19 protein-coding genes and 1 riboswitch are annotated in these 23,338 nt (G+C 71.9%); of the genes, 5 read left to right on the top strand and 14 right to left on the bottom strand.

Features of this window, described 5'->3' with window-relative positions; all coding sequences use genetic code 11:
• Positions 1-76 precede the first annotated feature (76 nt).
• The 3 genes from ACZ4EG_RS14860 to ACZ4EG_RS14850 form a co-directional block, all read right to left on the bottom strand.
• Entirely contained in the window at positions 77-1,246 is a 1,170-nt protein-coding gene (locus ACZ4EG_RS14860) for an ArsA family ATPase (protein ID WP_453547883.1), read from the bottom strand.
• A 43-nt stretch (positions 1,247-1,289) separates the two neighbouring features.
• A complete protein-coding gene (locus tag ACZ4EG_RS14855; RefSeq protein WP_263207848.1) occupies positions 1,290-1,733 on the bottom strand; it encodes an SRPBCC family protein in 444 nt (147 codons plus the stop codon).
• A gap of 122 nt (positions 1,734-1,855) precedes the next feature.
• Complete coding sequence (locus tag ACZ4EG_RS14850) at positions 1,856-2,653, bottom strand: metallophosphoesterase family protein (protein WP_453547881.1); 798 nt, start codon at positions 2,651-2,653, stop codon at positions 1,856-1,858.
• Between the two features lie 316 nt (positions 2,654-2,969).
• On the opposite strand from ACZ4EG_RS14850, the gene ACZ4EG_RS14845 reads away from it, so the two are divergent.
• Positions 2,970-4,766, top strand: coding sequence for an AMP-dependent synthetase/ligase (locus ACZ4EG_RS14845; RefSeq protein ID WP_453547879.1), 1,797 nt, complete (start codon positions 2,970-2,972; stop codon positions 4,764-4,766).
• Between the two features lie 19 nt (positions 4,767-4,785).
• On the opposite strand, the gene ACZ4EG_RS14840 is transcribed toward ACZ4EG_RS14845, so the two are convergent.
• Both ACZ4EG_RS14840 and ACZ4EG_RS14835 read right to left on the bottom strand, forming a co-directional pair.
• Entirely contained in the window at positions 4,786-6,423 is a 1,638-nt protein-coding gene (locus ACZ4EG_RS14840) for a GMC oxidoreductase (RefSeq protein WP_467790905.1), read from the bottom strand.
• A 117-nt stretch (positions 6,424-6,540) separates the two neighbouring features.
• On the bottom strand, positions 6,541-7,683 hold the full coding sequence (locus ACZ4EG_RS14835) for a glycosyltransferase family 4 protein (protein ID WP_467790904.1): 1,143 nt from the start codon (positions 7,681-7,683) through the stop codon (positions 6,541-6,543).
• Positions 7,684-7,811: 128 nt separating this feature from the next.
• On the opposite strand from ACZ4EG_RS14835, the gene ACZ4EG_RS14830 reads away from it, so the two are divergent.
• Positions 7,812-9,047, top strand: coding sequence for a glycosyltransferase 87 family protein (locus ACZ4EG_RS14830; RefSeq protein WP_467790903.1), 1,236 nt, complete (start codon positions 7,812-7,814; stop codon positions 9,045-9,047).
• Between the two features lie 315 nt (positions 9,048-9,362).
• Here the strand turns inward: ACZ4EG_RS14830 and ACZ4EG_RS14825 are convergent, their stop codons facing one another.
• Positions 9,363-10,685, bottom strand: a complete 1,323-nt coding sequence (locus ACZ4EG_RS14825) for an MATE family efflux transporter (RefSeq protein ID WP_467790902.1) — start codon at positions 10,683-10,685, stop codon at positions 9,363-9,365.
• A 93-nt stretch (positions 10,686-10,778) separates the two neighbouring features.
• Here ACZ4EG_RS14825 and ACZ4EG_RS14820 point away from each other — a divergent pair, with 93 nt between their 5' ends.
• Entirely contained in the window at positions 10,779-11,309 is a 531-nt protein-coding gene (locus ACZ4EG_RS14820; protein WP_467790901.1) for a PadR family transcriptional regulator, read from the top strand.
• On the opposite strand, the gene ACZ4EG_RS14815 is transcribed toward ACZ4EG_RS14820, so the two are convergent.
• From ACZ4EG_RS14815 to ACZ4EG_RS14795, 5 genes are all read right to left on the bottom strand, one after another.
• On the bottom strand, positions 11,297-12,490 hold the full coding sequence (locus tag ACZ4EG_RS14815; protein ID WP_467790900.1) for a hypothetical protein: 1,194 nt from the start codon (positions 12,488-12,490) through the stop codon (positions 11,297-11,299). The two genes, ACZ4EG_RS14820 and ACZ4EG_RS14815, sit on opposite strands and share 13 nt — an antisense overlap.
• A 29-nt stretch (positions 12,491-12,519) precedes the next feature.
• A complete protein-coding gene (locus tag ACZ4EG_RS14810) occupies positions 12,520-13,530 on the bottom strand; it encodes a C40 family peptidase (protein ID WP_453547865.1) in 1,011 nt (336 codons plus the stop codon).
• 197 nt (positions 13,531-13,727) lie between these two features.
• Positions 13,728-14,759: a C40 family peptidase gene (locus ACZ4EG_RS14805; protein ID WP_467790899.1), complete on the bottom strand. Its 1,032-nt coding sequence runs from the start codon at positions 14,757-14,759 to the stop codon at positions 13,728-13,730.
• A 211-nt stretch (positions 14,760-14,970) separates the two neighbouring features.
• Positions 14,971-16,314 (bottom strand): NYN domain-containing protein, encoded by a 1,344-nt coding sequence (locus tag ACZ4EG_RS14800; RefSeq protein ID WP_467790898.1) that lies wholly within the window; start codon positions 16,312-16,314, stop codon positions 14,971-14,973.
• Between the two features lie 37 nt (positions 16,315-16,351).
• Positions 16,352-16,591, bottom strand: coding sequence for a hypothetical protein (locus tag ACZ4EG_RS14795; RefSeq protein WP_263207863.1), 240 nt, complete (start codon positions 16,589-16,591; stop codon positions 16,352-16,354).
• Between the two features lie 155 nt (positions 16,592-16,746).
• Between ACZ4EG_RS14795 and ACZ4EG_RS14790 the strand changes: the two genes are divergently transcribed.
• Together ACZ4EG_RS14790 and ACZ4EG_RS14785 are read left to right on the top strand one after the other, a co-directional pair.
• A complete protein-coding gene (locus ACZ4EG_RS14790; protein WP_467790897.1) occupies positions 16,747-17,508 on the top strand; it encodes a rhomboid family intramembrane serine protease in 762 nt (253 codons plus the stop codon).
• A 41-nt stretch (positions 17,509-17,549) separates the two neighbouring features.
• Positions 17,550-17,831: an Lrp/AsnC family transcriptional regulator gene (locus ACZ4EG_RS14785; protein ID WP_363296992.1), complete on the top strand. Its 282-nt coding sequence runs from the start codon at positions 17,550-17,552 to the stop codon at positions 17,829-17,831.
• Positions 17,832-17,849: 18 nt separating this feature from the next.
• On the opposite strand, the gene ACZ4EG_RS14780 is transcribed toward ACZ4EG_RS14785, so the two are convergent.
• The 3 genes from ACZ4EG_RS14780 to trpD form a co-directional block, all read right to left on the bottom strand.
• Positions 17,850-20,408, bottom strand: coding sequence for a protein kinase domain-containing protein (locus ACZ4EG_RS14780; protein WP_467790896.1), 2,559 nt, complete (start codon positions 20,406-20,408; stop codon positions 17,850-17,852).
• A gap of 64 nt (positions 20,409-20,472) precedes the next feature.
• Positions 20,473-21,849 carry an aminotransferase class V-fold PLP-dependent enzyme gene (locus tag ACZ4EG_RS14775; RefSeq protein ID WP_467790895.1) on the bottom strand — a complete coding sequence of 459 codons (1,377 nt, stop codon included), beginning with the start codon at positions 21,847-21,849 and terminating at the stop codon, positions 20,473-20,475.
• A 161-nt stretch (positions 21,850-22,010) separates the two neighbouring features.
• A riboswitch (SAM riboswitch) is annotated at positions 22,011-22,127 on the bottom strand.
• 74 nt (positions 22,128-22,201) lie between these two features.
• Positions 22,202-23,266 (bottom strand): anthranilate phosphoribosyltransferase, encoded by a 1,065-nt coding sequence (gene trpD / locus ACZ4EG_RS14770; protein ID WP_363296989.1) that lies wholly within the window; start codon positions 23,264-23,266, stop codon positions 22,202-22,204.
• Positions 23,267-23,338 lie beyond the last annotated feature (72 nt).

The raw sequence follows: 23,338 nt of genomic DNA, 5'->3' as shown, positions 1-23,338 counted from the left end.
CGCAATCGGCCGGCCGTCATCACGATCCCCTCGCCTCGGCCGGATCGGCCCCGCCCCGCCGCCCGGCGAGCAAGAATCACTTCCCGCGCGGCCACAGGCCCGGATCCGGCGCGAACCGGATGCGCAGTTCGCCCTCGCGCAGGGCCGCGCCGGCGACGGTGCAGCGGCGCAGGGCCGACGGGAGGGACACGATCCGGCGGAAGCTGCCGGCCGTGATCACGATTTCGTCGCCGCGCCGGACGAGGTCGAGTTCGTCGCGTATCGCGCCGGGGAGCGGGACGGTCCAGACGAGCACGCCGTCCTCGGCGGTCCGGTCGGTGACGGGCCACTCGACGGGGGTGGGCGCCGGGTTGACGGCGGGCACGGCGAGCGCGGCCAGGTCGTCGTGGCCGCGCGGATCGCGGCCGAGGTGGGCGACCGGGTGGACGTCGTAGGACTCCTGCCAGTCGGCGAGGGCCTTGCGCTGCTGGGCGACGACTCCGGCGAGCCAGGTGTCGGACGCGTTCTCGGGCAGCACGCGGTTGGCGACCAGGGTCTCGGTGCGCAGTCCGCGCAGGGCGAGGGCGAGGGTGGCGGCGCGGACGGCGTCGGCGCCGGCCGGTCCCGGTTCGGCGACCAGCCGTACGGACGTGGCGCGGTCGGCCACGACGGCCTCGACGGCGGCCAGTTCGAGGTCCCAGCGGGCGGCCGTCTCGTAGAGCCACTCGGCGGGCATGGGGACTCCGGCGAGCCGTCCGAGGACGGGGCGCAGGGCGCGGGCGGCCTGCCGCTCGGGCGGCAGCAGCCTGCGCAGGTAGCGGCGCAGTTCCTCGGGGAGGGCGAGCAGGGCGAGGGCCTGCGGGGTGGGCGGGAGGTCGACGACCAGGAGGTCGTAGCGCTCGGACAGGGCGGCGTCCCGCAGGGCGCGCAGGAAGGACAGCTCCTCGGCGCCGGGGAGGGGGGTGACTTCCTCGGCGTCCAGGCGGGAGGCGCCGAGGAGGTCGAGGACGTTCGCGGCGCGGGACTGGAACGCGGTGAGGTCGTCCCGGAAGCGTTCGGCCGCGTCGGGGCGCCACGCGGTGAGGTGCGGCGCGATCCGCGCCGGGGCGGGTCCCGTCGCCGTGCCCAGCGCCGCACCGAGGGTGTCCGTGCGGTCCGCGCTCAGCACGAGGGTGTCGCTGCCCTCGCCCGCCGCGCGCAGGGCGGTGGCGGCGGCGAGGGTCGTACGTCCACAGCCGCCCGGGCCCGTGATCAGGATGGTGCGCATGAGGGTGAACGCTACCGCCGCGCGCCGCCCCGCGACGTCGCGCCTACTTCTCGGGCGACTCCACCCGCTTCTTCAGCCCCGCCAGCGCCCGGTCGATGATGACCTTCTCGGCCTTGCGCTTGATCATGCCGAGCATGGGGATCTTGACGTCGACGGTGAGCTGGTACGTCACCTCGGTGGCGCCCGCGCCGGCGGGCTTGAGGAGGTACGAGCCGTCCAGGGAGCGCAGCATCTGGGACTTCACCAGGGTCCAGGAGACCTCGTTCTCGCCGGTCCAGGTGTAGCCCAGGGTCTGGTCGTCCTTGATGGCCCCGGCGTCCATGACGAGGCGGACCTGCTCGGCGCGGCCCTGGTCGTCGGTCTTGAGGACCTCCGCCTCCTTCACCTCGCCGGTCCAGTCCGGGTAGCGGGCGAAGTCGGCGATCACCGCCATGACGTCGGCCGGAGCCGCCTCGATCGTGATGCTCGAACTGGTGTGTTCCGCCATCGCCGTGGCTCCTCCAGATGCGGGCCGGTAGTCGGGTGCGACGTGCGCGAGCGTGCGCACGTGTGTGCAGCGTGAAGGCTACCGCGCGCCCGACCAGGCGCGTTCACCCCATCTGAGGTCGTTCACCATTCCAGTACCCAGGGCCGTCCCGTCCCGGCGAAATGCCCCACGTTCACGCATTCGGTCGCGCCGATCCGCATCCGCCGCACCAGCGGCTGGTGGACATGCCCGAACAGGGCGTAGCGGGGCCTCGTGCGGCGTATCGCGTCCAGCAGGGCGCGGCTGCCGCGCTCGAAGCGGCGCGCGACGGTGTCGTACACCAGTTCCGGGACCTCCGGGGGTATGTGCGTGCACAGCACGTCGACCTCGCCGACCGCCTCGATCTTCGCCGCGTACTCCTCGTCGCTGATCTCGTACGGCGTCCGCATCGGGGTGCGCAGACCGCCGCCGACGAAGCCGAAGGTCCAGCCCCCGATCTCCACCCGCTGGCCGTCCAGGACCGTGGTGCCGGGGCCGGCGTATTCCCGCCACAGGGGCGGCATGTCGACATTGCCGTACGTCGCGTACGTCGGCGCCGGGAACACGGCGAACATCTCGGCGTACTGCTTGCGCACCGCCTTCTCGATCGCGGAGGCGCGGTCGGCACCCATGCCCGCCCACAGCCGGGCCCCGAACTGGCGCGCCTCCTCGAAGCGGCGGGCGGTGCGCAGCTCGACGATGCGGTCCGCGTTCGCCACGCCGAACAGGTCGGGGAAGATCCCGCGCGAATGGTCGGCGTAGTCCAGGAAGAGCACCAGGTCGCCCAGACAGATCAGGGCGTCGGCGCCGTCACCGGCCCTGGCCAGATCATGGGCATTGCCGTGCACGTCGCTGACCACATGGACGCGCGTCCTTCGGTTACCGGCGGGTGTGGGTGCCATGGTGATCAAGGGTAGGCGTGTGCGGCACAGGTGAACAGTGACGGTCGGACCTGCGGTTACTGGCCAGTCAGTAAGGGGGTGGACTACCGTACGCGAAGGAACACCAGTCTGTGTGACGCAGCGAACATCTCACCGGGAACCCCTGTCGAAAAAGCCATACCGGCGGGTAACGTCCGGGCAGTCCAGTCGTGCTCTGGATTTCAACCACTGATCCTCAAGGTTCGTGGTGGACAACCGGAGTACCTGCCCGAGCCTTGGACCGCACCGTCGCATCGCACAACGTCGTGGCGCCGGCGCCCTATGAGGAGCAGCAGTCTTGCGCGAGTTCAGCCTTCCGGCTTTGTACGAGGTCCCTGCGGACGGCAATCTGACCGACATCGTCCGCAGAAACGCCGCGCAGCATCCCGACGTCGCCGTCATCGCCCGCAAGGTCGGCGGTGTCTGGCAGGACGTGACGGCCACGGCATTCCTGGCCGAGGTGCGCGCCGCAGCCAAGGGACTCATCGCCTCCGGCGTCCAGCCCGGCGACCGGGTCGCCCTGATGTCCCGTACCCGCTACGAGTGGACCCTGCTCGACTTCGCGATCTGGAGCGCCGGCGCGATCACCGTGCCGGTGTACGAGACCAGCTCGCCGGAGCAGGTGCAGTGGATCCTGAGCGACTCCGGTGCCACCGCGTGCATCGTCGAGCTCGACACCCACGCCGCCGCCGTCGACTCGGTGCGCGACCGCCTGCCCGCCCTCAAGCACGTCTGGCAGATCGAGGCCGGCGGCGTGGAGGAGCTGGGCCGCCTCGGCCAGGACGTCACGGACGCCGCCGTCGAGGAGCGCAGCTCGCTCGCCAAGGCCGACGACCCGGCGACCATCGTGTACACGTCCGGCACCACCGGCCGGCCCAAGGGCTGTGTCCTGACCCACCGCAGCTTCTTCGCCGAGTGCGGGAACATCGTGGAGCGGCTGCGGCCGCTGTTCCGCACCGGTGAGTGCTCCGTCCTGCTCTTCCTGCCGCTCGCGCACGTCTTCGGCCGGCTGGTCCAGGTCGCGCCGATGATGGCGCCGATCAAGCTGGGCAACGTCCCGGACATCAAGAACCTCACCGACGAGCTGGCCGCGTACCGGCCGACCCTGATCCTGGGCGTCCCGCGCGTCTTCGAGAAGGTCTACAACTCGGCGCGCGCCAAGGCGCAGGCGGACGGCAAGGGCGCCATCTTCGACAAGGCGGCGGACACGGCGATCGCGTACAGCAAGGCGCTGGACACGCCGTCGGGCCCGTCCATCGGTCTGAAGATCAAGCACAAGGTGTTCGACCGGCTCGTCTACAGCAAGCTGCGCGCGGTGCTCGGCGGCCGGGGCGAGTACGCCATCTCGGGCGGCGCCCCGCTGGGCGAGCGTCTGGGCCACTTCTTCCGCGGTATCGGCTTCACGGTCCTGGAGGGCTACGGCCTGACCGAGTCCTGTGCGGCGACCGCGTTCAACCCGTGGGACCGGCAGAAGATCGGCACGGTCGGCCAGCCGCTGCCCGGTTCGGTCGTGCGCATCGCCGACGACGGCGAGGTGCTGCTGCACGGCGAGCACCTGTTCAAGGGCTACTGGAACAACGAGGCCGCGACCGCCGAGGCGCTGGCCGACGGCTGGTTCCACACCGGTGACATCGGCACCCTCGACGAGGACGGCTACCTCAGGATCACCGGCCGCAAGAAGGAGATCATCGTCACCGCGGGCGGCAAGAACGTCGCCCCGGCCGTGATCGAGGACCGTATCCGGGCGCACGCGCTGGTCGCGGAGTGCATGGTGGTGGGCGACGGACGGCCGTTCGTTGGCGCGCTGGTCACCATCGACGAGGAGTTCCTGGGCCGCTGGGCCGCCGAGCACGGCAAGCCGACGGGCTCCACCGCGGCGTCGCTGCGCGAGGACCCGGATCTCATCGCTGCGATCCAGGACGCGGTCGACGACGGCAACGCCGCGGTGTCGAAGGCGGAATCGGTGCGGAAGTTCCGCATTCTGTCCTCCCAGTTCTCGGAGGAGTCGGGCCACCTGACGCCGTCCCTGAAGCTCAAGCGCAATGTGGTGGCGAAGGACTACGCGGACGAGATCGAGGCGATCTACCAGAAGTAGCGGTCCCCCTGTCGGTGCGTCATGGCGCGGTGTCCTCGGCGAGGACCCGCGCCATGGTGCGTTCGGCGAGCGCGGTGATGGTGACGAAGGGGTTCACGCCGATCGACCCGGGCACCAGCGAGCCGTCGGTGATGTACAGCTTCGAATAGCCCTTCACCCGGCCGTAGTCGTCGGTGGCCCTGCCCAGCACGCAGCCGCCCAGCGGGTGGTACGTGAAGTCGTCGGCGAAGACCTTGCTGGTCGAGCCGAACAGGTCGTACCGGTAGATCGTGGCGTTGGCCAGGTTGATCCGGTCGAACAGCTTCTTGGCCATGCCGACCGACACCGCGCTCTGGGCCGGGGTCCAGCCGAGCTTCACGGAGCCGGAGGCCGCGTCGTAGGTGAATCTCGCCCGCTCCGGGTTCTTGGTGATCGCCAGATAGAGACTGACCCAGTGCTCGAAGCCCATGGGCAGCGGGGCGATCTCGGCGAAGACCGGGTTGTCGGTGTTGGCCCAGTCGTCGATGCCCAGGACGGGCATGGTCGCCTGGTTGGCGCCGACCGTGTCCCAGATGTGGTTGGCGCGCCCGAGCATGGTGTTGCCGTTGGTGCCCCAGCCCGCGCCCACGCTGGAGTTCAGGTCGGGCAGGGTGCCGGTGTCCCGGGCGCGGACCAGGAGTTCGGTGGTGCCCAGGCTGCCGCCGCCCAGGAAGAGGTAGGTGCAGCTGTACTGCTTGGTCTCGACGACCGCGCCCGTGGTGTCGATCCGGTCGGCGGTCAGGACGTACGTCCCGTCGCTCGCCCTGCTGACGGCCTTCACCTTCTCCAGCGTGTGGATGGTGACGTTGCCGGTGCCGAGCGCGGCGGCGAGATACGTCCTGTCGAGGCTGCGCTTGCCGTAGTTGTTGCCGTAGATGACCTCGCCGGCGAGCGCCGACCTGGTGGCCGTGCCGGCCGCCTCGCGCTGCATGTAGCCGAAGTCGTAGACGTTCGGCACGAAGGTGGTCTTCAGGCCCGCGTTGGCGGCCGCCTTGCGGGAGGTGCGGGCGAACTTGTACCACTCGGTCGACTCGAACCAGGCCGGGTCGACGGTGTTCACGCCGAGCATGGAACGGGCGCGCGGGAAGTACGTGCCGTACATCTCCGTGGCGTCCACGGTCGGGAACTGCTCGGTGAAGTACGACTGGAGCGGGGTGACCGCCATCCCGCCGTTGACCAGGGAGCCGCCGCCGACGCCCCGCCCGACGTACACGGACATGTTGTCGTAGTGCACCCGGTCCAGGACGCCCGGGTAGGAGCTGATGTTCTTGTTGACGAGGTCCAGCCACAGGAACGTGGCCAGCGGCGCCTCGGTGCGGGTGCGGAACCACATGGAGCGCTCGTCCGGGGCGCTGGTGGAACAGAAGACCTTGCCGTCGGAACCGGCGGTGTTCCACAGCCGGCCCATCTCGATCACGAGGGTGCGGATGCCGGCCTGGCCGAGGCGCAGGGCGGCGACGGCGCCGCCGTAGCCGGAGCCGACGACGATCGCGGGGGAGCTCTCGGCGGCGGCCGGTTCGGCGGCGTGGGCGGACTGGAGACCGATGCGGGTGAGACCGGCCGTGGCGGCGGTCTGGAGGGCGACCATGCCCAGGACTTGACGTCTCGTCAGCTGACGCTGCATCAGTTTTGCTGTCATGCGCGCAGCATGTGCGGATTTTCCGGTTCCGCCTAGAGGACCGGCAGGGTCTGAATCGAACCTTTGCAGCAGCTTTTTACAGGGCAGCAGCCTTTTACAGCGGCGCCCTGAGCCGCTTCACAGCAGCGCCTTGAGCCGCTCGGCGAGCAGGTCCCACCGCCACTTCTCCTCGACCCACTGCCGCCCGCGCTCCCCCATCCGGCGGCGCAGTTCGGGGTCCCCGAGGAGCGTGACGATCCGGTCGGCGGCGTCCTCGGGGGAGCCGCCCCGCACGACCCATCCGGTCTCCCCGTCGAGCACCGCGTCGGGCGCCCCGCCCGAGTCGCCGGCGACGACCGGCAGCCCGGTGGCCGAGGCCTCCAGATAGACGATCCCGAGCCCCTCGACGTCCAGCCCGCCGCGCCGGGTCCGGCACGGCATGGCGAAGACGTCCCCGGCGCCGTAGTGCGCGGGCAGCTCCGACCAGGGCACGGCGCCGGTGAAGCGCACCGAGTCGGCGACCCCGGTCTCCCGGGCGAGCCGGCGCAGGTCCTGCTCGTACGGCCCGCCGCCGACGATCAGCAGGACGGCGTCCGGCTCCTTGGCGAGGATCGCCGGCATGGCCCGGATCAGCGTGTCCTGCCCCTTGCGCGGCACGAGGCGCGAGACGCACACCACCACCGGCCGCTCGGTCAGCCCGAGCCGCGCCCGTACCTCGTCGCCGCCCGACTCCGGATGGAAGGTCTTCTCGTCGACGCCCGGGGGCAGCTGGACCATCCGGCCGGCCGCCTGCGGCGTCAGCGCGCCGGCGATCCGCGAGCGCGTGTACTCGCCGAGGTAGGTGATCGTGTCGGTGGACTCGCCGATCCGGCGCAGCAGCTGCCGTGCGGCGGGCAGCTGGGCCCAGCCGGCCTCGTGCCCGTGGGTGGTGGCCACCAGCCGCTCGGCGCCGGCCCTGCGCAGCGCCGGGGCCATCAGCCCGAGCGGGGCCGCGGCCCCGAACCACACCGAGGTGCACCCGTGCTCGCGCAGCAGCCCGACCGCCCGCCGGGTCGCCCCCGGCGTCGGCAGCAGCATCGTCGTACGGTCGCGTACGACGGTGAAGGGCTGGTCGGCGTCGAACGCGGCCGTCGCCTCGACACCCTCCCGGCTCCGCTTCCAGGTGGAGGCGTGGACGACCAGCCGGTCGGGGTCCAGACGCAGCGCCATGTTGTGCAGGAACGCCTGGATGCCGCCCGGCCGGGGCGGGAAGTCGTTGGTCACGATCAGGGTGTTGTGCATCGCCGACGACCCTACCCAACCGGCGCACGAGGGGCACGGGCGCCCGCGGCCGTGCTTCATGGCACTCGCACAGGCCGACGGGGGATCATGGGTCCGCACCCACCGCAGTCGGACGAACAGGGGTTCAGGTGAACAGGACGGGCGCGGGGCGGTCCCCGGTGTGGCTGCTGGGTGCCTGGGGCCTCACCCGAGTGGTGCTGGTGCTCCTCGTGTTGCGGGTGTTCGTCATCCCGGGGGTGGACGTCACGACCGACGTGTCCGTGATCTACCACGGCTGGTACGAGGTGCTGCGCCACGGCAGCTTCCCGGTGGGCGACGTGACCTGGCAGTACCCGCCCGCGGCGGCGCTGGCGATCCTCGCCCCCGGTGTCCTGCCCTTCCTCGGCTACACCACGGCGTTCTTCGTCCTGGCCTGCCTCGCCGACCTGACCGTCCTGGCGCTGCTGCTGTACGCGGGCCGGCGTCCCGACGCGTCACTGCGAGGTGCCTGGGTGTGGGTGGCCGGCGTCCCGCTGCTCGGCCCCACGGTGTACGCGCGCTACGACCTGATGGTGACCGCGGTGGCGGTCGCCGCGCTGCTCGCTGGAGCCCGGCACCCCCGGGTGATGGGTGTGCTGGCGGGTTTCGGGGCGATGGTCAAGGTGTGGCCGGTGCTGCTGCTCGTGGGGGCCGTGCGGCGCCGGGCGTGGGCCGCGGCGGCGGTGACCGCGGGCGCGCTGGCGGTGCTGTTCTCGGTGGCCATGCCCGGTGCCTTCACCTTCCTCACCGCCCAGCGCGGCCGGGGCACCGAGGTGGAGTCGCTGGGCGCGCTGGTCTTCCATGTGGGACGGCACTTCGGCTGGCACGGCCAGGTGCTGCTGAACTACGGCTCGGTGGAGTTCCTCGGCCCGTACGTCGGCCTGGTGAGCACGGCCGCCCTGGCGCTCACCGGCGCGGCCTTCGGCTGGCTGGTGCTGTGGCGGCTGCGGGCGACCAGCTTCCCGCCTCAGGCGCTCGCGGAGGCGGCCTTCACGGCGGTGCTGATGTTCACGGTGACCAGCCGGGTGATCAGTCCGCAGTACCTGGTGTGGCTGATCGGCCTGGCCGCCGTCTGCCTGTGCTTCCGCCACAGCCGCATGGGCCTGCCCGCCCTTCTCCTGGTGACGGCGGCCTTCGTCACGGTCCTGGAGTTCCCGATCGGCTTCGCCCACGTCGTGGCAAGCGACCTGTACGGCACGACCCTCCTGCTCCTGCGCAACGGCCTGCTTCTCACCACGACACTCCTGGCCGCCCACACCCTGTGGCACACCACGGTCTCCACCCCCGGCACCCCCCAGGTCCCGAGCCAGCCGACCCACCCGAACGAAACCCCGGTCTCTTCCTGAGCAGGGGCCGCGCGGCGGACGGGGGGAGGCCCCGGGCGGCACGGACGCCCCGGGCGGTGCACCCGTGCCCCGGACTCCACACACCAGACCCCGTCGCCCCCAAGCCCCGCCCGCCTTCGTCACCCGACAACCGCTGCCACCCTCGCAACCGCCCGACCGGCCAGGCAGACCCCAACCCCCGCCCCCCCGGCCGGGTCGGGCCACACGTACCGAACAAACCCCGCTGCCCTCCCCGGCAGAGCGAGCCGGAGGCTCAGGGACGGGCGCACGCCCCGTACTCCTCGACCCAGTCCCTGGAACAGCGCCCCCGCCAGGTCAAGCCACCCGGGCGAACGGGGTCTTCGACTCCTCCCGGTTCCGGGACCGTCTGAACAGCAGCGCCGCGAAGCCGTACTGGAGTGTCATCGCCAGTGCCAGTGCCAGGCAGACGCCCGGGAGGCCGAGGGGGGACAGGGCTTGGGCCAGGGGGAGTTGGACTGCTGTGCCGAGCAGCGTTACGCGTAGCAGGGCCGGGGCTCCGCCGCTGCCCTCGAAGACTCCGCCGAGTGCGATGAAGCAGGCCATCAGGAGGAGGTAGGGGCCCACGCAGCGCAGGAACAGCACGCCCTGGTGGGCGACGTCGGGTCCGGCTCCGAACGCGGCCATGATCCACGGGGCCGTGGCCGCGAACAGTGCGGCCGAGGTGAGCCCCAGTGCCCCCGAGAGCAATACCGCCTGCCGGCCTATCTCCCGGCGTGCGTCCCTGCCTGCGCCGCGGGTGTGTGCGGTGTGGATCGAGGCGGCCTGGCGTACGGAGTAGAAGGCCATCGTGGCGATGTACATCACCTTGTACGCGATCGCGTAGGCGGCCACCGCGGTCACCCCGAGCCGCGCCACGATCGCCACCAGCACCAGTGTCCCGCCCTGCCGCACGGTGAAGTCGGCGGACATGGGCAGCCCGCAGGCCAGCGTCCGGCGCAGGGCCGCGGGCACCGGCTCGGCGGGGCGGGCCCGCCCCGCCGTCCGCAGCAGGGCGTTCCGGCGCAGGGCGCGCAGTCCCACCGCGAGCGCGGCGCAGCGGCACAGCACGGTCGAGGCGGCGGCGCCGCGGACGCCGTACAGGTGGATGAGGACCGGGTCGCAGACCAGGATCAGCCCGTTGGCCAGCAGGGCGAGCCGCATCGGGGTGCGGGTGTCGCCGGTGCCCTTGAGGATGCCGTCCACGAGCTGCTGGGCGAAGAAGACGGCCATGCCCGGCAGGGAGATCGCGAAGTAGGCGGCCGCGAGGGCCGGCGCGGCGCCCCCGTCCGCACCGAGCACCAGCTCGGCCAGCGGCCCGCGCAGCAGCAGCCCGCCTGCCACGACCACCGGCGTGACCAGCGCGAACAGCGCCCATCCCCCGCGCACCGCGGCCCGTACGGCCCCCGGATCCCGGGCCCCTCTGGCATGCGCGACCAGCACGGTCGTACCGGAGGCGAAGACCAGGGCGACGCCGAGCAGCACGTTCTCGGTGTTGGTCGCGACGGCGACGGCCGCGACCGCGGCTCCGCCGAGCCGGGACACCCAGACGGTGTTGATGATCCCGGAGGCGACAGAGGCGAGGAGCGAGAAGTAGACGGGGTGGGCCAGCGATATGAGCTGCTTGCGGTGGGTGGTCATGGTGCGTGCCCCCTCATGACGGCTGCGTACCTCTAATCGATGTAGCTCGATTAGAGGTACCATGGGGTCACTACGTCCGCAAGGAGGAACCGCGTGCTCGAACTGTCGATCCTGGGCTTCCTGGCCGAGCAGCCGCTGCACGGATACGAGCTGAAGGAACGCATCAAGGCACTGAGCGGCCATGTCCGCCCGGTCAGCGACGGCGCGCTCTACCCGGCGATCGCCCGCCTGGTGGCCGCGGGCAGGCTCGACCAGCACATGACGGAGGGTGCGAGCGCCGCCCCACGCCGCGTGCTGTCACTGACCGACGCCGGCCGCGAGGACCTCCATGAGCGGCTGCGGCACCCCAAGCAGACGGACATCACGGACCAGGTCCGCTTCAACACGGTGCTGGCCTTTCTGCGGCACCTGCCGGACCGGGCGGAGCAGGCCGCCGTGCTCCGCCGCCGGCTGGACTTCCTGGAGACCCCGGCGAGCTTCTTCTACCGGGACGGGGAGCCCGTACGGGCCGAGGAGGCCGACGATCTGTTCCGGCAGGGCATGCTGCGGGTGGCGCGGGCGACGGGCCGGGCGGAGCGCGAGTGGCTGCGCGAGGCCCTCGACCTGCTCGCTCAGCCCAGCTGAGCCCGCACGTAGTCCTGCCACTGCGCGGAGAACGCCTCGGGCGTCGTGCCGAGCACCTTCCGCAGCGCGCCCTCGACCGCGCCCGTCCGCTTCCCGTGCCCGCCGACGGCCCGGTAGAACTCGCCGAGGCGGACCTCGCCCCAGCGGTCGGCGATCATCCGGCAGGCCAGCCAGCCGCTCTCATAGGCCTGGGCGAGCCTGGTGGGGTCGCTGTCGAAGCCGAAGTCCTTGTCGGCGGGCAGACCGGCCGGCACCCGGTCCTCCCGGACGGCCCGCGCCAGTTCGGGCGCGGCCTCGCCGGGCGTGCGGCCCGTGCCGAGGTAGCCGATCCAGTCGGCGTAGCCCTCGGACAGCCACAGCGGCGTGGCCGGGGTGGTGTCCGCACGGGTCGCCACATGGGTCGTCTCATGGGTGAGCACGACCTGTTTGCCGACGTCGCCGAGAAGGGCGTACGCCTCCGGGTTGATCACGACCCGGTCCGCGGGCGCCCGGCCCGAGCCGCCCGCCTCGGCGGTGGTGACGGCGGCGATCCCGCGGTAGGAGGAGGCGGGTGAGCCGAGGACGCCCGCCATGCCCTCCAGGGACTGCGGAACGAGCACGACGATCCGCCGCGTCCAGTGCGTGCCCCACGCCTGGGAGACGGCGGGCACCGCGCGGTCGGCGAGCCGCGCGTAGGTGTGCAGCATGTCGGCCGACTGTCCGACCCCGAGGATCAGGCTGTGCCCGCCCTTGACGGCCGTCACCGCGCCCTGGTCCCACAACTGCTGGGCCGCCTTCTTCGCGGGCCTGTCGGCGGCGACGTACCACTGCCCGCCGGCCGTGCGCCGCAGCGTGAGCGTGCGGCCGGTGGTCACGGGGGCCTTGTCGATGCCGCGCAGCCGGTAGCGGAGCTCGGCGGCGGCGGTGGCCGTGGAGCCGGTGCGGTGCAGGCCGGTCAGCCGGTAGGTCCAGGAGTCCAGCGGGACGGTGCGGAGGTTGTCGTACTGCGTGCGCGAGCCCGTCCTGCCGTACGCCGTCTCGTCGTGGCCGAGAAGCGCCGCCGCCCGCCGGTCGAGCACCTGCTGCACCTCGGTGCGCGCGGAGTCGGCGGCCGTCCGTCCGCCGCCGCACCCGGTCAGGGGAACGAGCAGCAGACAGAGTCCCACCACTCCCGAGCGCCACGCCCGTCTGCGACCAGCCACTTCCCGATCGTACGGCCCGACGCGCCGGGTCAGACCCGGGTGACCGAGGAGATGGGCATCATCCCGACCGGGTCGTAGCGCACCGGTGCGCCGGGGTGGGGCGCGTGGATCACCTGGCCGTTGCCCGCGTACATCGCCACATGACCGGCGTCGGAGCGGTAGACGACCAGGTCACCGGGGCGCACCTGGGAGAGCGGGATCCGCCGCCCCGCGTACCTCTGCTCCTGCGAGGTGCGCGGCAGCTGGACCCCGGCGTGCGCGTACGACCACTGCATCAGCCCCGAACAGTCGAAGCCGGAGGGCCCGTTGGCGCCCCAGACGTAGGGGCGGCCGAGGGCGGAGCGGGCGGCGGCGAGGGCGGCGGCCGCGCGGCCGGCCGGGGCGGCGGCGCCCGAGAGCTCCGGCATGAACTGGCGGGCGCCGCGGGTGGCCCGTTCGTAGGCGGCGCGCTCCGCGTCCGGCAGGGAGTTGAGGAGCTTGCGGGCCTCGGCGAGCTTCTTCTCGACGGTCCGCTTGTGCACGGCGACGGCCTTGCGGCTCCGCTCCAGCTCGGTGAGTTTGCCGACCGTCTCGCTGCGCTCCTGGGCGAGTTCACGCAGGGCCGACTGGAGCTCCTTGAGCCGGCCGGCCTGGTGGGCGCCGATCCGGTCGAGCGTGGACGCCTTGTCGAGGTAGTCGTCCGGGTCGTCGGAGAAGAGCAGGGCCACGGTGGGGTCGATGCCGCCGGAGCGGTACTGGGCGCCGGCCAGCGAACCGAGCTCGTCCCGCATGGTGTTGATGCGCTCCTGCTGACGGGCGATGTGGTCCCGTGCGTCGCTGACCTGCCTGCGCAGCACGCCCGCGCGTTCGCCGGCCTTGTCGAAGGCCTCGGTCGCCTTCTCCGCCTCCTGGTAGAGGCGGTCCACCTCGGCACGGGGGTCGCCGTGCGGCGCGGCGGCCGCGGGTACGGCGCCGAGGGCCGCGGCGGCGGCGGACAGGACGCACAGGACGACGGCGCCCCGGTTGAACCCGGACGGTACAAGGCGGCGATGGGACCCCACGGGAAGCCGCGCTCCTTCCGCTGGCGGACGGCTGACTGTTCGGAAACTCGCCAGACAGTAGCCGCGCGGACACGTAGCGTCCAAAGCCCGTCGACCGGTCACACAACGCGACGACCCGCCGCCGACGCAGGTCAGGAGCGGGTCGTGAAGTCAGTTTCGGTTGTCGCGAATCGCCCGTTCGGGCGGCAGCCGCAGGGTCAGACGCGGACGCCGAACTGGAACGGCATGTTGTTGATCGACTCGTAGCGCACGACGGCACCGGTGTGCGGGGCGTGCAGCACCTGGCCGTTACCGGCGTAGAGGCCGACGTGGTGCAGGTCGCCGTAGAAGAACACCAGGTCGCCGACCTGGAGCTGGCTCATGGAGAGGTGAGCGCCGTAGCCCGCCTGGGCCTGGGAGGTGCGCGGGATGGAGACGCCGGCCTGAGCGTAGGCCCAAGAGGTCAGGCCCGAGCAGTCGAAGGAGGAGGGACCGGAGGCGCCGTAGACGTAGGGCGAGCCGATCTTGCTCTGGGCGGCGGAGAACGCGGCGGAGGCCCGGCCGGAGGCGGAGGTGTCGTTGCCGAGGTCCACGCGCTCGGTGGAGGAGCGGCTGGCGCGGCTCTGCTCGGCGGCGAGCGCCGCCTTCTCCTTGGCCGTCAGCGTGTTGAGGAGCCTCTGCGCCTCGGCGAGCTTGCCCTGGACTTCCTTCTTCTTCTTGCCCAGCTCGGTGCGGGTGGAGGAGAGGTCCTTGAGCTTGTCGGTGGCCTCTGCCCGCTCCTGGGCGAGTTCGCGCTGTTTGTCCTGAATCTTCTTCAGGGCCTCGACCTGCTGGCTGCTCAACTGGTCGAGCGTGGACGCCTTGTCGAGGTAGTCGTCCGGGTTCGAGGAGAGGAAGAGCTGGACGGACGGGTCTATGCCACCCGAGCGGTACTGGGCGCTGGCCATCGAACCCAGGCCGTCGCGCAGCTTGTTGAGGTCCTCTTGGCCGCGGGCGACGTTGTCCTGGATGGTGGAGATCTCCTTCTGGAGCTTCTCCTGCTTCTCCTTGGCCCCGTTGTACTTCTCGGTGGCCTGCTCCGCCTGCTCGTAGAGCTTGTCGACCTTCGCCTTGACCTCGCCCTTGCTGAGCTTCTCGCTCGGTGCCGCGTTGGCGGCGTTCGCGCTCAGGGCGACGGCGGCGGCGGCTGCGGTGGTCAGCACGGTCACGCGCGTGCGGCTCGGCTGCTTCGGTCGACGGTGGGACGCCACGGAGACGGGCTCCTTCTTTTGAGTGATCACCCGTGTGGAGGTTCGAGCCCTGACCCTAGTGACCTTGCTGTGATCAGTTCAAATCCTCACACCAAAAAATCCCGTCCCGCAGGGCATTCTTTGCACACAACTCACATGCAGTGATCTCCGATTGACGCTACGTTGAGCGACAGTCCGGTCAATTCGGGCATTGCATATGCACGTTGAATGTTCAGGACAGTCGCTTCAGAAGCACCGCAGACGCGACGGGTCGGGCACCGGCCCTGGCGACCCCGTCGGCCACCTCGCGGTCGGTCGAGGCGACGATGACCGGACGCCCCGGCGGCTCCGCGCGCACCAGCTGGCGAATGAGCTCGTCGGCCGTGACGCCCGGCTTGGAGAACAGCACCCGGACGCCGCGCGGCGGGGCGAGCAGGACCGGCGCCGCCAGTTCGGCGCCGTCGAAGACACAGGTCACCTCGGCGCCGGTCTGCGCGGCGAGCTGCGAGAGCTGGCCGAGCAGCCGCAGGCGCTGCTTCTCCAGCGGCATCTGCGGATAGCCGGTCTTGGTGACGTTGTAGCCGTCGACCACCAAGTGCGCCTGCGGCAGGGCGAGAAGCTGGTCGAGAATGGCCGGATCACTGTCCGACAAGGCCCGCGCGGCAATGTCCTTCGGGGTCATTCGTCCCGGTTCGACCGCATCCACGGTCTCGGCCGGACGGACCGAGACGGGCGGCAACGCCAGTTCCCGGCGCAGCCCTTGGGCCGCCTCCAGCACGGTGTCGAGCAGCAGCCGTACCCGCATGTCCTCGACGCTGCGCCCCTCCCGGGCGGCCCGCCGGGTCGCCTCCAGGGCGGCCTCGGCCTCCCCCAGGCGGGCCTTGAGCCGCCGGGTCTCGCTCTCGGCGGCGGACACCTGGGCCTGCCCCTCGGCCCGCACGGCCTCGATCTCGCCCTGGACCTTGCGCAGGGCCGCCTCGCCGCGCTTGACGTCGCTCAGGGCCGCCCGGAGCTTGCGGTGAAGCGATTCCGCTTCCTTCTTCGCCGTCTCCAGCTCGGTACGCAGTCGCTCGGTGTCGGCCCGGGTCTGCTCCCGGGCACGGTCGAGCTCCTCGCGCAGCCGCTCCAGTTCGGCCCGGCTCTCCTCGTCCGCGCGCTCGGCGTCCGCCCGCTGGGCCTCCTCGCCGGCCGCGGTGACCAGCTTCACCCAGCCCGTGGGGCGCAGTACATAGGCCGCGGCCGCCACGTCGAGCGGGTCCGCGGCCGGGGGCGGCGAGCCGGAGTCGAGGGCGCCGGCGAGTTCCGGCTGGGCCTCTCTCAGTTTCTCGCCGATGCGCTGCCGGAACAGGGCGTCGGTCTCCAGGGCCGCCGCCATGGCGTTCCCGGCGAACTTCGCCCGGCGGTTCGGGGCGAACCGGGCGTACTGCCGCAACTGGGCGGGCAGTTCGCCGACGGTCAGCCCGCCGAAACCGTCCGAGACGATCTGTACGACACGGCGTCGCACGCCGTCGGGCAGCGGACGGTCAAGCACCTCAGCGGTGCCGTCGCCCGGCCCCCCGCCTGCGGTCTCCACCATCCGTCACACCCCAATATCCGTACGGGGCCGCTCCCGGTCAGGAGTCGGCGCCCGGCCTGTCCACCAGTTCCACCTGGTCCACCGCGTTGCACCAGCGGCAGCGGACCGACTCGATGGTCTCACTGACCACCTCGCGCTCCTCGACCTTCGGCTCTCCGGCCAGGTCGAGATGGACGTACTCGACGACCTTCGAGGCGCGCGTCACGTCGAAACGCGTGAGGTTGCCGCAGAGGGAGCAGCGCCACCGCGTCGTGGCGGTAGGCAGGGGAACCGGCATCGTGGCTGTTCGCTTCCTTCTAGTGTCCGTGACGCGCCATCTGCCCGACGCGTGTGGCTCGTAACCCTACGGCCTGGTGGGGACTCGTCGCTGGTGCGTCCATGGCGGCGAGGCGGTCTGCGGGAGTGCGTCCCCTTACGTCATGCTCTGTGTCCATGATCAGCAACTGGAGCACGGTGGCCGCGAGGACCTTCAGGGCGGTTCGGGGCACGCCGGCGCCGATGACGTACACCTTCATCGCCCTGTGCTGCCTGATCTTCGTGATGGGTCCGGCGTCCGGGCTCAATCCGGCGTACGGCACGGGGGACGCGCTGCTCGCCGTGCAGCGGGCGTACTTCCGGCACTGGGGGGTCGTCCCCGCGAAGCTGTTCGAGCAGCCGGCGCAGGAGGCCCTCACTCCCGCCACGGCCCTGTTCGTGCACGGCAGCTGGGTGCATCTGCTCGGCAACATGCTCTTCCTCTACGTCTTCGGGGCGATGACCGAGGAGCGGATGGGCCGCGTGCAGTTCACGCTGTTCTACGTCGGCTGCGGCTATCTCGCGCTGATCGGCTACGCGGCCGCCAACGCCTCGTCCCAGCAGTCGCTGGTGGGCGCGTCCGGGGCGATCTCGGCGGTGCTCGGAGCGTTCCTGTACCTGTTCCCCGATGCCCGTGTCACCAGTCTCCTCCCCTTCCTGTTCTTCCTCCCACTGCGCTTCCCGGCCTGGGTCGTCCTGCCCTTCTGGGCGGCCATCCAGTGGCTGGCGGCGGGCCGCGCCTCCCAGGGCCCGGGGGTGGCCTATCTGGCCCATCTGGTGGGCTTCTCGCTGGGCTTCGTCTTCGCGTGGGTGCGGTTCGGGCGGACGACTGCCGTGTCTTCCCGGGGGGCGGCCCCCGGACCCCCGGCAGAACGACCGAGCCGGCTGGACCGCGAGTAGGGTGAGATCCCCAGCGAGGCCCCCGAGGGAGAGAAACAGCCGTGATCACCGCGATCGTCCTCATCAAGACCAGCGTGGACCGGATCCCCGAGATCGCGGAGCAGATCGCTTCGCTGGACTCGGTGAGCGAGGTCTTCTCCGTCACCGGTACGTACGACCTGATCGCGATGGTGCGGGTCAAGGAGCACGAGGAGCTGGCGGAGGTCATCCCGGGCCGGATCAGCAAGATCCCCGGGGTGGAGGGAACGGACACGCACGTGGCCTTCCGCACGTACTCGCAGCACGACCTCGAGGCGGCGTTCTCGATCGGGCTGGACAACTAGCCCGCTCGGTCGGGACGGCTAGATGGTCACGTCGACCGCCGCGATCCCCGTGCCCGAGGGGACGTAGAGGCGGCCGGCGCGGACGACCGGGGTGTGCTGGTCGTCGCCCTGACTCCGGCCGATGTCCGCGCTCCAGCGTGGCCTGCCGTCGACCAGGGCCAGGGTCTGGATGCGGTTGTCGACGCGGGCGTACACGGTGTCGCCGGACACCACCGCGCCGGGAAGCGAAGAGGTGCCGTCGCCGACTTGGCGCGTCCACGCCTTGGTGCCGTCGGCGGCCCGCAGCGCGTAGACGCCGCCGTTCTCGGTGGCGACGGCGAGGGACCGGTTGCCGGGGACCGGGGCCGTCGGGCTGCTGTCCGGATTGCGCCACAGCCGCCTGCCGTCCGTGCTACGGAAGCCCTGCAGGCCGGGGGCGGAGTCAGCGAGCAGCGTCGTGCCGGCCAGCACCGACACCGTCACGTCGGCCCCTCCCGGCACCGACCACTTCCGGGAGCCGTCCGTGGCGTCCAGCGCCAGCAGCCGGTCTCCGTAGCTGCCGGTGTAGACCACGCCGCCCGCGACCAGCGGGATGCCGGTGGGGCCGGCGGGGGTCGTCACGAGCCAGCGCTCGCTGCCGTCGGGGGCGACGCAGCGCAGGCCTCCCGCGTCGGTGCTGCCCATGACGACGAGCACGTGGTCGCCGAGCAGGACCGGGATGCCGTAACCGTGGTCGCCGAGGGTCTGCTGCCACTTCGGGGTGCCGTCGAGGGCCACGGCGCGCAGGCGGCGCAGGTTGCGGTCGTGGTCCCAGGTCACGCAGTAGACACCGGCCGCGGTGACCACGGGGGTCGAGACGTCGTCACCGAGCTTGATCTTCCAGCGGCGGCTTCCCGTGCGGGAGACGGCGTGCAGGGTGCCGCTGGAGCTGCCTACGTAGACGGCGGAGCCGTCCGGGGAGAGGGCGACGCAGGGGCCGTCCAGCCCGCCGAGGCCGCCGACGTCGTACTGCCACCGCAGCACGGCGGGCCCGCCGGTACGGTCCCCGCTCGGTCGGGGCGCCCCCACGGACGTGCCTCCTCCCTCGCCCTCACTCCCCGCCCCCCGCTGCCAGAGCCACCCTCCGACCCCGGCCCCCGCGGCAACGAAGGCCCCACCGGCCAAGACCTTCAACAACCGCCGCCGCCCGGGAGCCACCGCACCGGCCGGGGTGACGGAGCTCGCGTACGTATCGGGCACGGGGACTTCAGCCACGGGCGGAGCAACGGCAGCGCTCACGGACGCGGGAACATCGGGCGCGGATGCGGCTGCCTCGGCCACCGGTGCGGCGCCATCCGCCACGGACGCGGCGATGTCGGCGACGGGCAGGGCACTTCCGGTCGCAGACTGGTCGGCATCAGTCACGGACGCGGTGCTGTCAGCCCCCGGCACACCGGCGTCGATCAAAGACGCGGCACCACCCGCGCCGGACACGGCACCGTGCGACGCAGACGCATCGACATCCGTCGCAGGCGCGGCAACGCCGGACGCAGAAACCCTGCCGCCAGGCCCGGACGCGACCATGTGAGCCCCCGGCACACCGGCGTCGATCAAGGACGCGGCAGCATCCGTGCCGGGCACGGCAGCCCCCGGCGCCAACGCGGGAGTCGGCGGTGTGGGGGTGTGCGGGGCCGCGTACTCCACGCCGGTCGCGTGGGCCGCCGGGATCCAGTGGGGTGTGGCGTGGGGCGGTGTGGGGTCGGGGGTGGCCGCGTACCAGCCCGGGCGGATGCCGGTGCGCAGTGAGGCCGGGGTGTGGCCGGTGGACGTCAGGAGGTCCGCGGGGGTCGGGCGCTCCAGTGGGTCCTCTCGCAGGCAGGCCGCCACCAGCGGGCGTAGGTCTTCCGGCACCCCGGACAGGTCGAAGTCGCGGGTCAGGATGCGCAGCAGGATCACCGAGTCCTGGCCCTCGCCGAACGGCTCGCGTCCGGCCGCCGCGTAGGCCAGGACCGCGCCCAGGGAGAAGACGTCGCTCGGCGGTCCCACCTGGCCGCCGTTGCGGATCTGCTCGGGCGAGACATAGCCGACCGAGCCCACCACCGCGCCGGTGCGGGTCAGCGCCGTGGCCTCCAGGGCCCGTACGATCCCGAAGTCGATGACCCGGGGGCCGTCCGCGCCCAGCAGGATGTTGGAGGGCTTCAGGTCGCGGTGGACCATCCCCTTGGCGTGGATGGCGGCGAGCGCCTCCCCGAGGGCCCCCGCCAGGACCCGTACCGCCGACCGGGGCAGCGCGCCCCCGTCCAGCACCGCGTCCCGCAGGTTCGGGCCCTCCACGAACTCCGTTGCCATCCAGGGCCGTTCCGCGCCGGTGTCGGCGTCCACCACCCGCGCGGTGTACGTGCCCGCCCCGCCGACGGTCTGCGCGGCCCGCACCTCATGACGGAACCGGGCCCGGAAGGTGCGGTCCTCGGCGTGCTCGGCGCGCACCACCTTCACCGCGAGCCTGAGTCCGGTGCGCGACTCGGCGAGATACACCTCGCCCATCCCGCCCGCGCCGAGCCTGCCCAGGACCTCGTACGGCCCGATCCGCCGCGGATCCGCCGCGCGCAGCGCGTCCACCCCGTGCTCCCCCGTCAAGAGTCCGGCTGACAGGGGGAGCGTATACCGCGGTGACGTACGGCGATCAGACGGCCGGGACGCAGCGCCCGTCCTCGGTGCGGTACTGCCACTTGGCGCCGTCCCGGACCAGTTCCTTCACGGCGTTCACGAACCGGTCGACGTGCTCGTCCGGCGTGCCCGCGCCGAAGCTGACGCGGACGGCGTTGAGGGACTTCTCGCCGGGCGCGGCCTCCGGAGCGCCGCACTCGCCCTGGGTCTGCGGGTCGCTGCCCAGCAGGGTGCGGACGAGTGGGTGCGCGCAGAACAGGCCGTCGCGGACCCCGATGCCGTACTCGGCGGAGAGCGCCGCGGCGAAGTGCGAGCTGTTCCAGCCCTCGACGACGAAGGAGATCACGCCGACGCGCGGGGCGTCGTCGCCGAAGAGGGAGAGGACGCGGACCTGCGGGACCTCGGCCAGTCCCTGCCTGACCTTGCGGATCAGGTACTCCTCGCGGGCCACCAGGGTGTCGAAACCGGCCTCGGTCAGGGCCTTGCAGGCGGAGGCGATGGAGTAGACGCCGATGACGTTCGGGGAGCCGGCCTCGTGGCGGGCAGCGGTCTCGTGCCACTCCACGGCCACTCCCCCGTCCGCACGGCGGCTGACCCCGCGGCTGGCGCCGCCGCCCGCCAGGTACGGCTCGGCCGCGCGCAGCCAGTCGGCGCGGCCGGCCAGCACACCGGAGCCGAAGGGGGCGTACAGCTTGTGGCCGGAGAAGGCGACCCAGTCGACGTCCAGGTCCTGGACCGACACCGGGTGGTGGGGGGCCAGCTGGGCGGCGTCCAGGACGATCCGGGCACCGTGCGCGTGGGCGGCGGCGGCCAGTTCGCGGACCGGCCACAGCTCGCCGGTGACGTTGGAGGCGCCCGTGACGCAGACGAGGGCCGGGCCGTGGCCGCCTTCAATGGACACAGTACGGTCGGCGAGGGCCCGCTCCAGGGTCGCGACCGCCTCGCGCGGGCTGCGCGGGGCGTCGAGGTAGCTGACCCGGGCGTCCTTCCAGGGCAGCAGCGAGGCGTGGTGCTCGGTCTCGAAGACGAAGACATGGCAGTCGGCGGGGAGCGCGGCGGCGAGCAGGTTGAGGGAGTCGGTGGTGGACCGGGTGAAGATCACCTGGTCGGCGTCGCGGCAGTCGAGGAACTCGGCGACGGTCCTGCGGGCGTTCTCGAAGAGGTCGGTGGAGAGCTGGGAGAGGTAGCCGGCGCCGCGGTGGACGCTGCCGTAGTAGGGGGCGTAGGCCGCCACGTCGTCCCAGACGCGCTGGAGGGCGGGGGCGCTGGCCGCGTAGTCGAGCGCGGCATAGGTGACTTCGCCGCCCGTGACGAGCGGGACGGTGACATCCTCCCCCAGAACGGGCAGCGGGGAACAAACGGTCTGGACGGCGGCAGCGGTGGAGACGGACATGGTGAACTCCCGTGAGAAGCAAGGCGGAACCACCACGCGAGCGCGCACGGCTCAAGCGTGGGGAAGGTGAAAGGGGTACGCGGAGGCGGGGCTCTACGCCCTATCGCATTCGCTTGCTCACAGAAGGCTCCCTCGACGACCAGGACCCCTGGTGTACGAGGGGTCCGCGCTTGCCGTAGACCTCGCTGCCTACGACCTGGTCCTCACCCGGGGCACCCCGCCACGGACGGAGGGTTGCCGGACAGTCGGCCGGGGCCTCATGACTGTCACTCATGACCTGGACAGGAAAGTACGTGAAGTGATCGCGGTCCCGCAACCCGTGTCCGGATCGCGGGACCGCCGACCGCTCATGTCATGCGTTGCTGGCGGCCACCCACCGCTCCAGCACCCGCTTGGCCGACCCCGAGTCGATCGACTCCGCGGCCTTGGCCATCTGGGCGCCGAGCTGCTCGGCGAGGGTGCCGGGGCCCGGGTCGAGGGCCACCAGGGCGGCCGCCGAGTTCAGCAGCACCGCGTCTCGTACGGGGCCCTTCTCGCCGTCCAGCAGCCGCCGGGCGACCTCCGCGTTGTACGACGGGTCCCCGCCCCGCAGCGCCTCCACCGGCACCAGTTCGAGGCCGACGTCCCGCGGGTCGAAGCTCTCCTCGGTGACCTTGCCGTCCCGGACGACCCAGACGCGGGAGGTGGACGTCGTGGTCAGCTCGTCGAGCCCGTCGTCGCCGCGGAACACCAGGGAGGAATTGCCGCGCTCGGCCAGGACGCCCGCGATCATCGGCGCCAGCCGGGGGTCCGCGACACCGACCGCCTGGGACCTGACCTTGGCCGGGTTGGTCAGCGGGCCGAGGGCGTTGAAGACCGTACGGATGCCCAACTGGCCGCGGGCCGCGGCGACATGGCGCAGCGCCGGATGGAACTTCACGGCGAAGCAGAAGGTGATGCCCGCCTCCTCCGCGACCTCGGCGACGCGCTGGGGCGTCAGGTCGAGGTTCACGCCGAGCTTCTCCAGGACGTCGGAGGAGCCGGACGCCGACGAGGCGGCCCGGTTGCCGTGCTTGACGACCTTGGCGCCGGTGCCGGCCACCACCAGCGCCGACATCGTGGAGATGTTCACCGTCTTCGCGCCGTCGCCGCCCGTGCCGACGATGTCGACCGTGCGGCCGGACACCTCGATCACCTTGGCGTGCTCGTACATCGCGCGGACGACACCCGTGATCTCCTCGACGGTCTCGCCCTTGGCCCGCAGTGCCACCACGAAGCCGGCGATCTGCGCGTCGGTCGCCTCGCCGCGCATGATCCGGTCCATCGCCCAGGCCGTCGCGTCGGCGCTCTGGTCACGACCGTCCAGCAGGGCGTTCAGTACCTCGGGCCAGGAACGGCCCGCCGCGGTGTCGCCTCCAGCGGGGGTCACAGCGCTCATAAGCCGCTCCTGGGTGAGGTCCCGGATTCCGGGACGCGAATCTCAACAAGGTCCACCCTATCCAGCCGCCGG

It is taken from the genome of Streptomyces sp. NPDC025638, from assembly GCF_055558775.1.
Note: the sequence above shows the minus strand (reverse complement) of the source record. Positions and strands in the feature narration are given on the sequence as shown.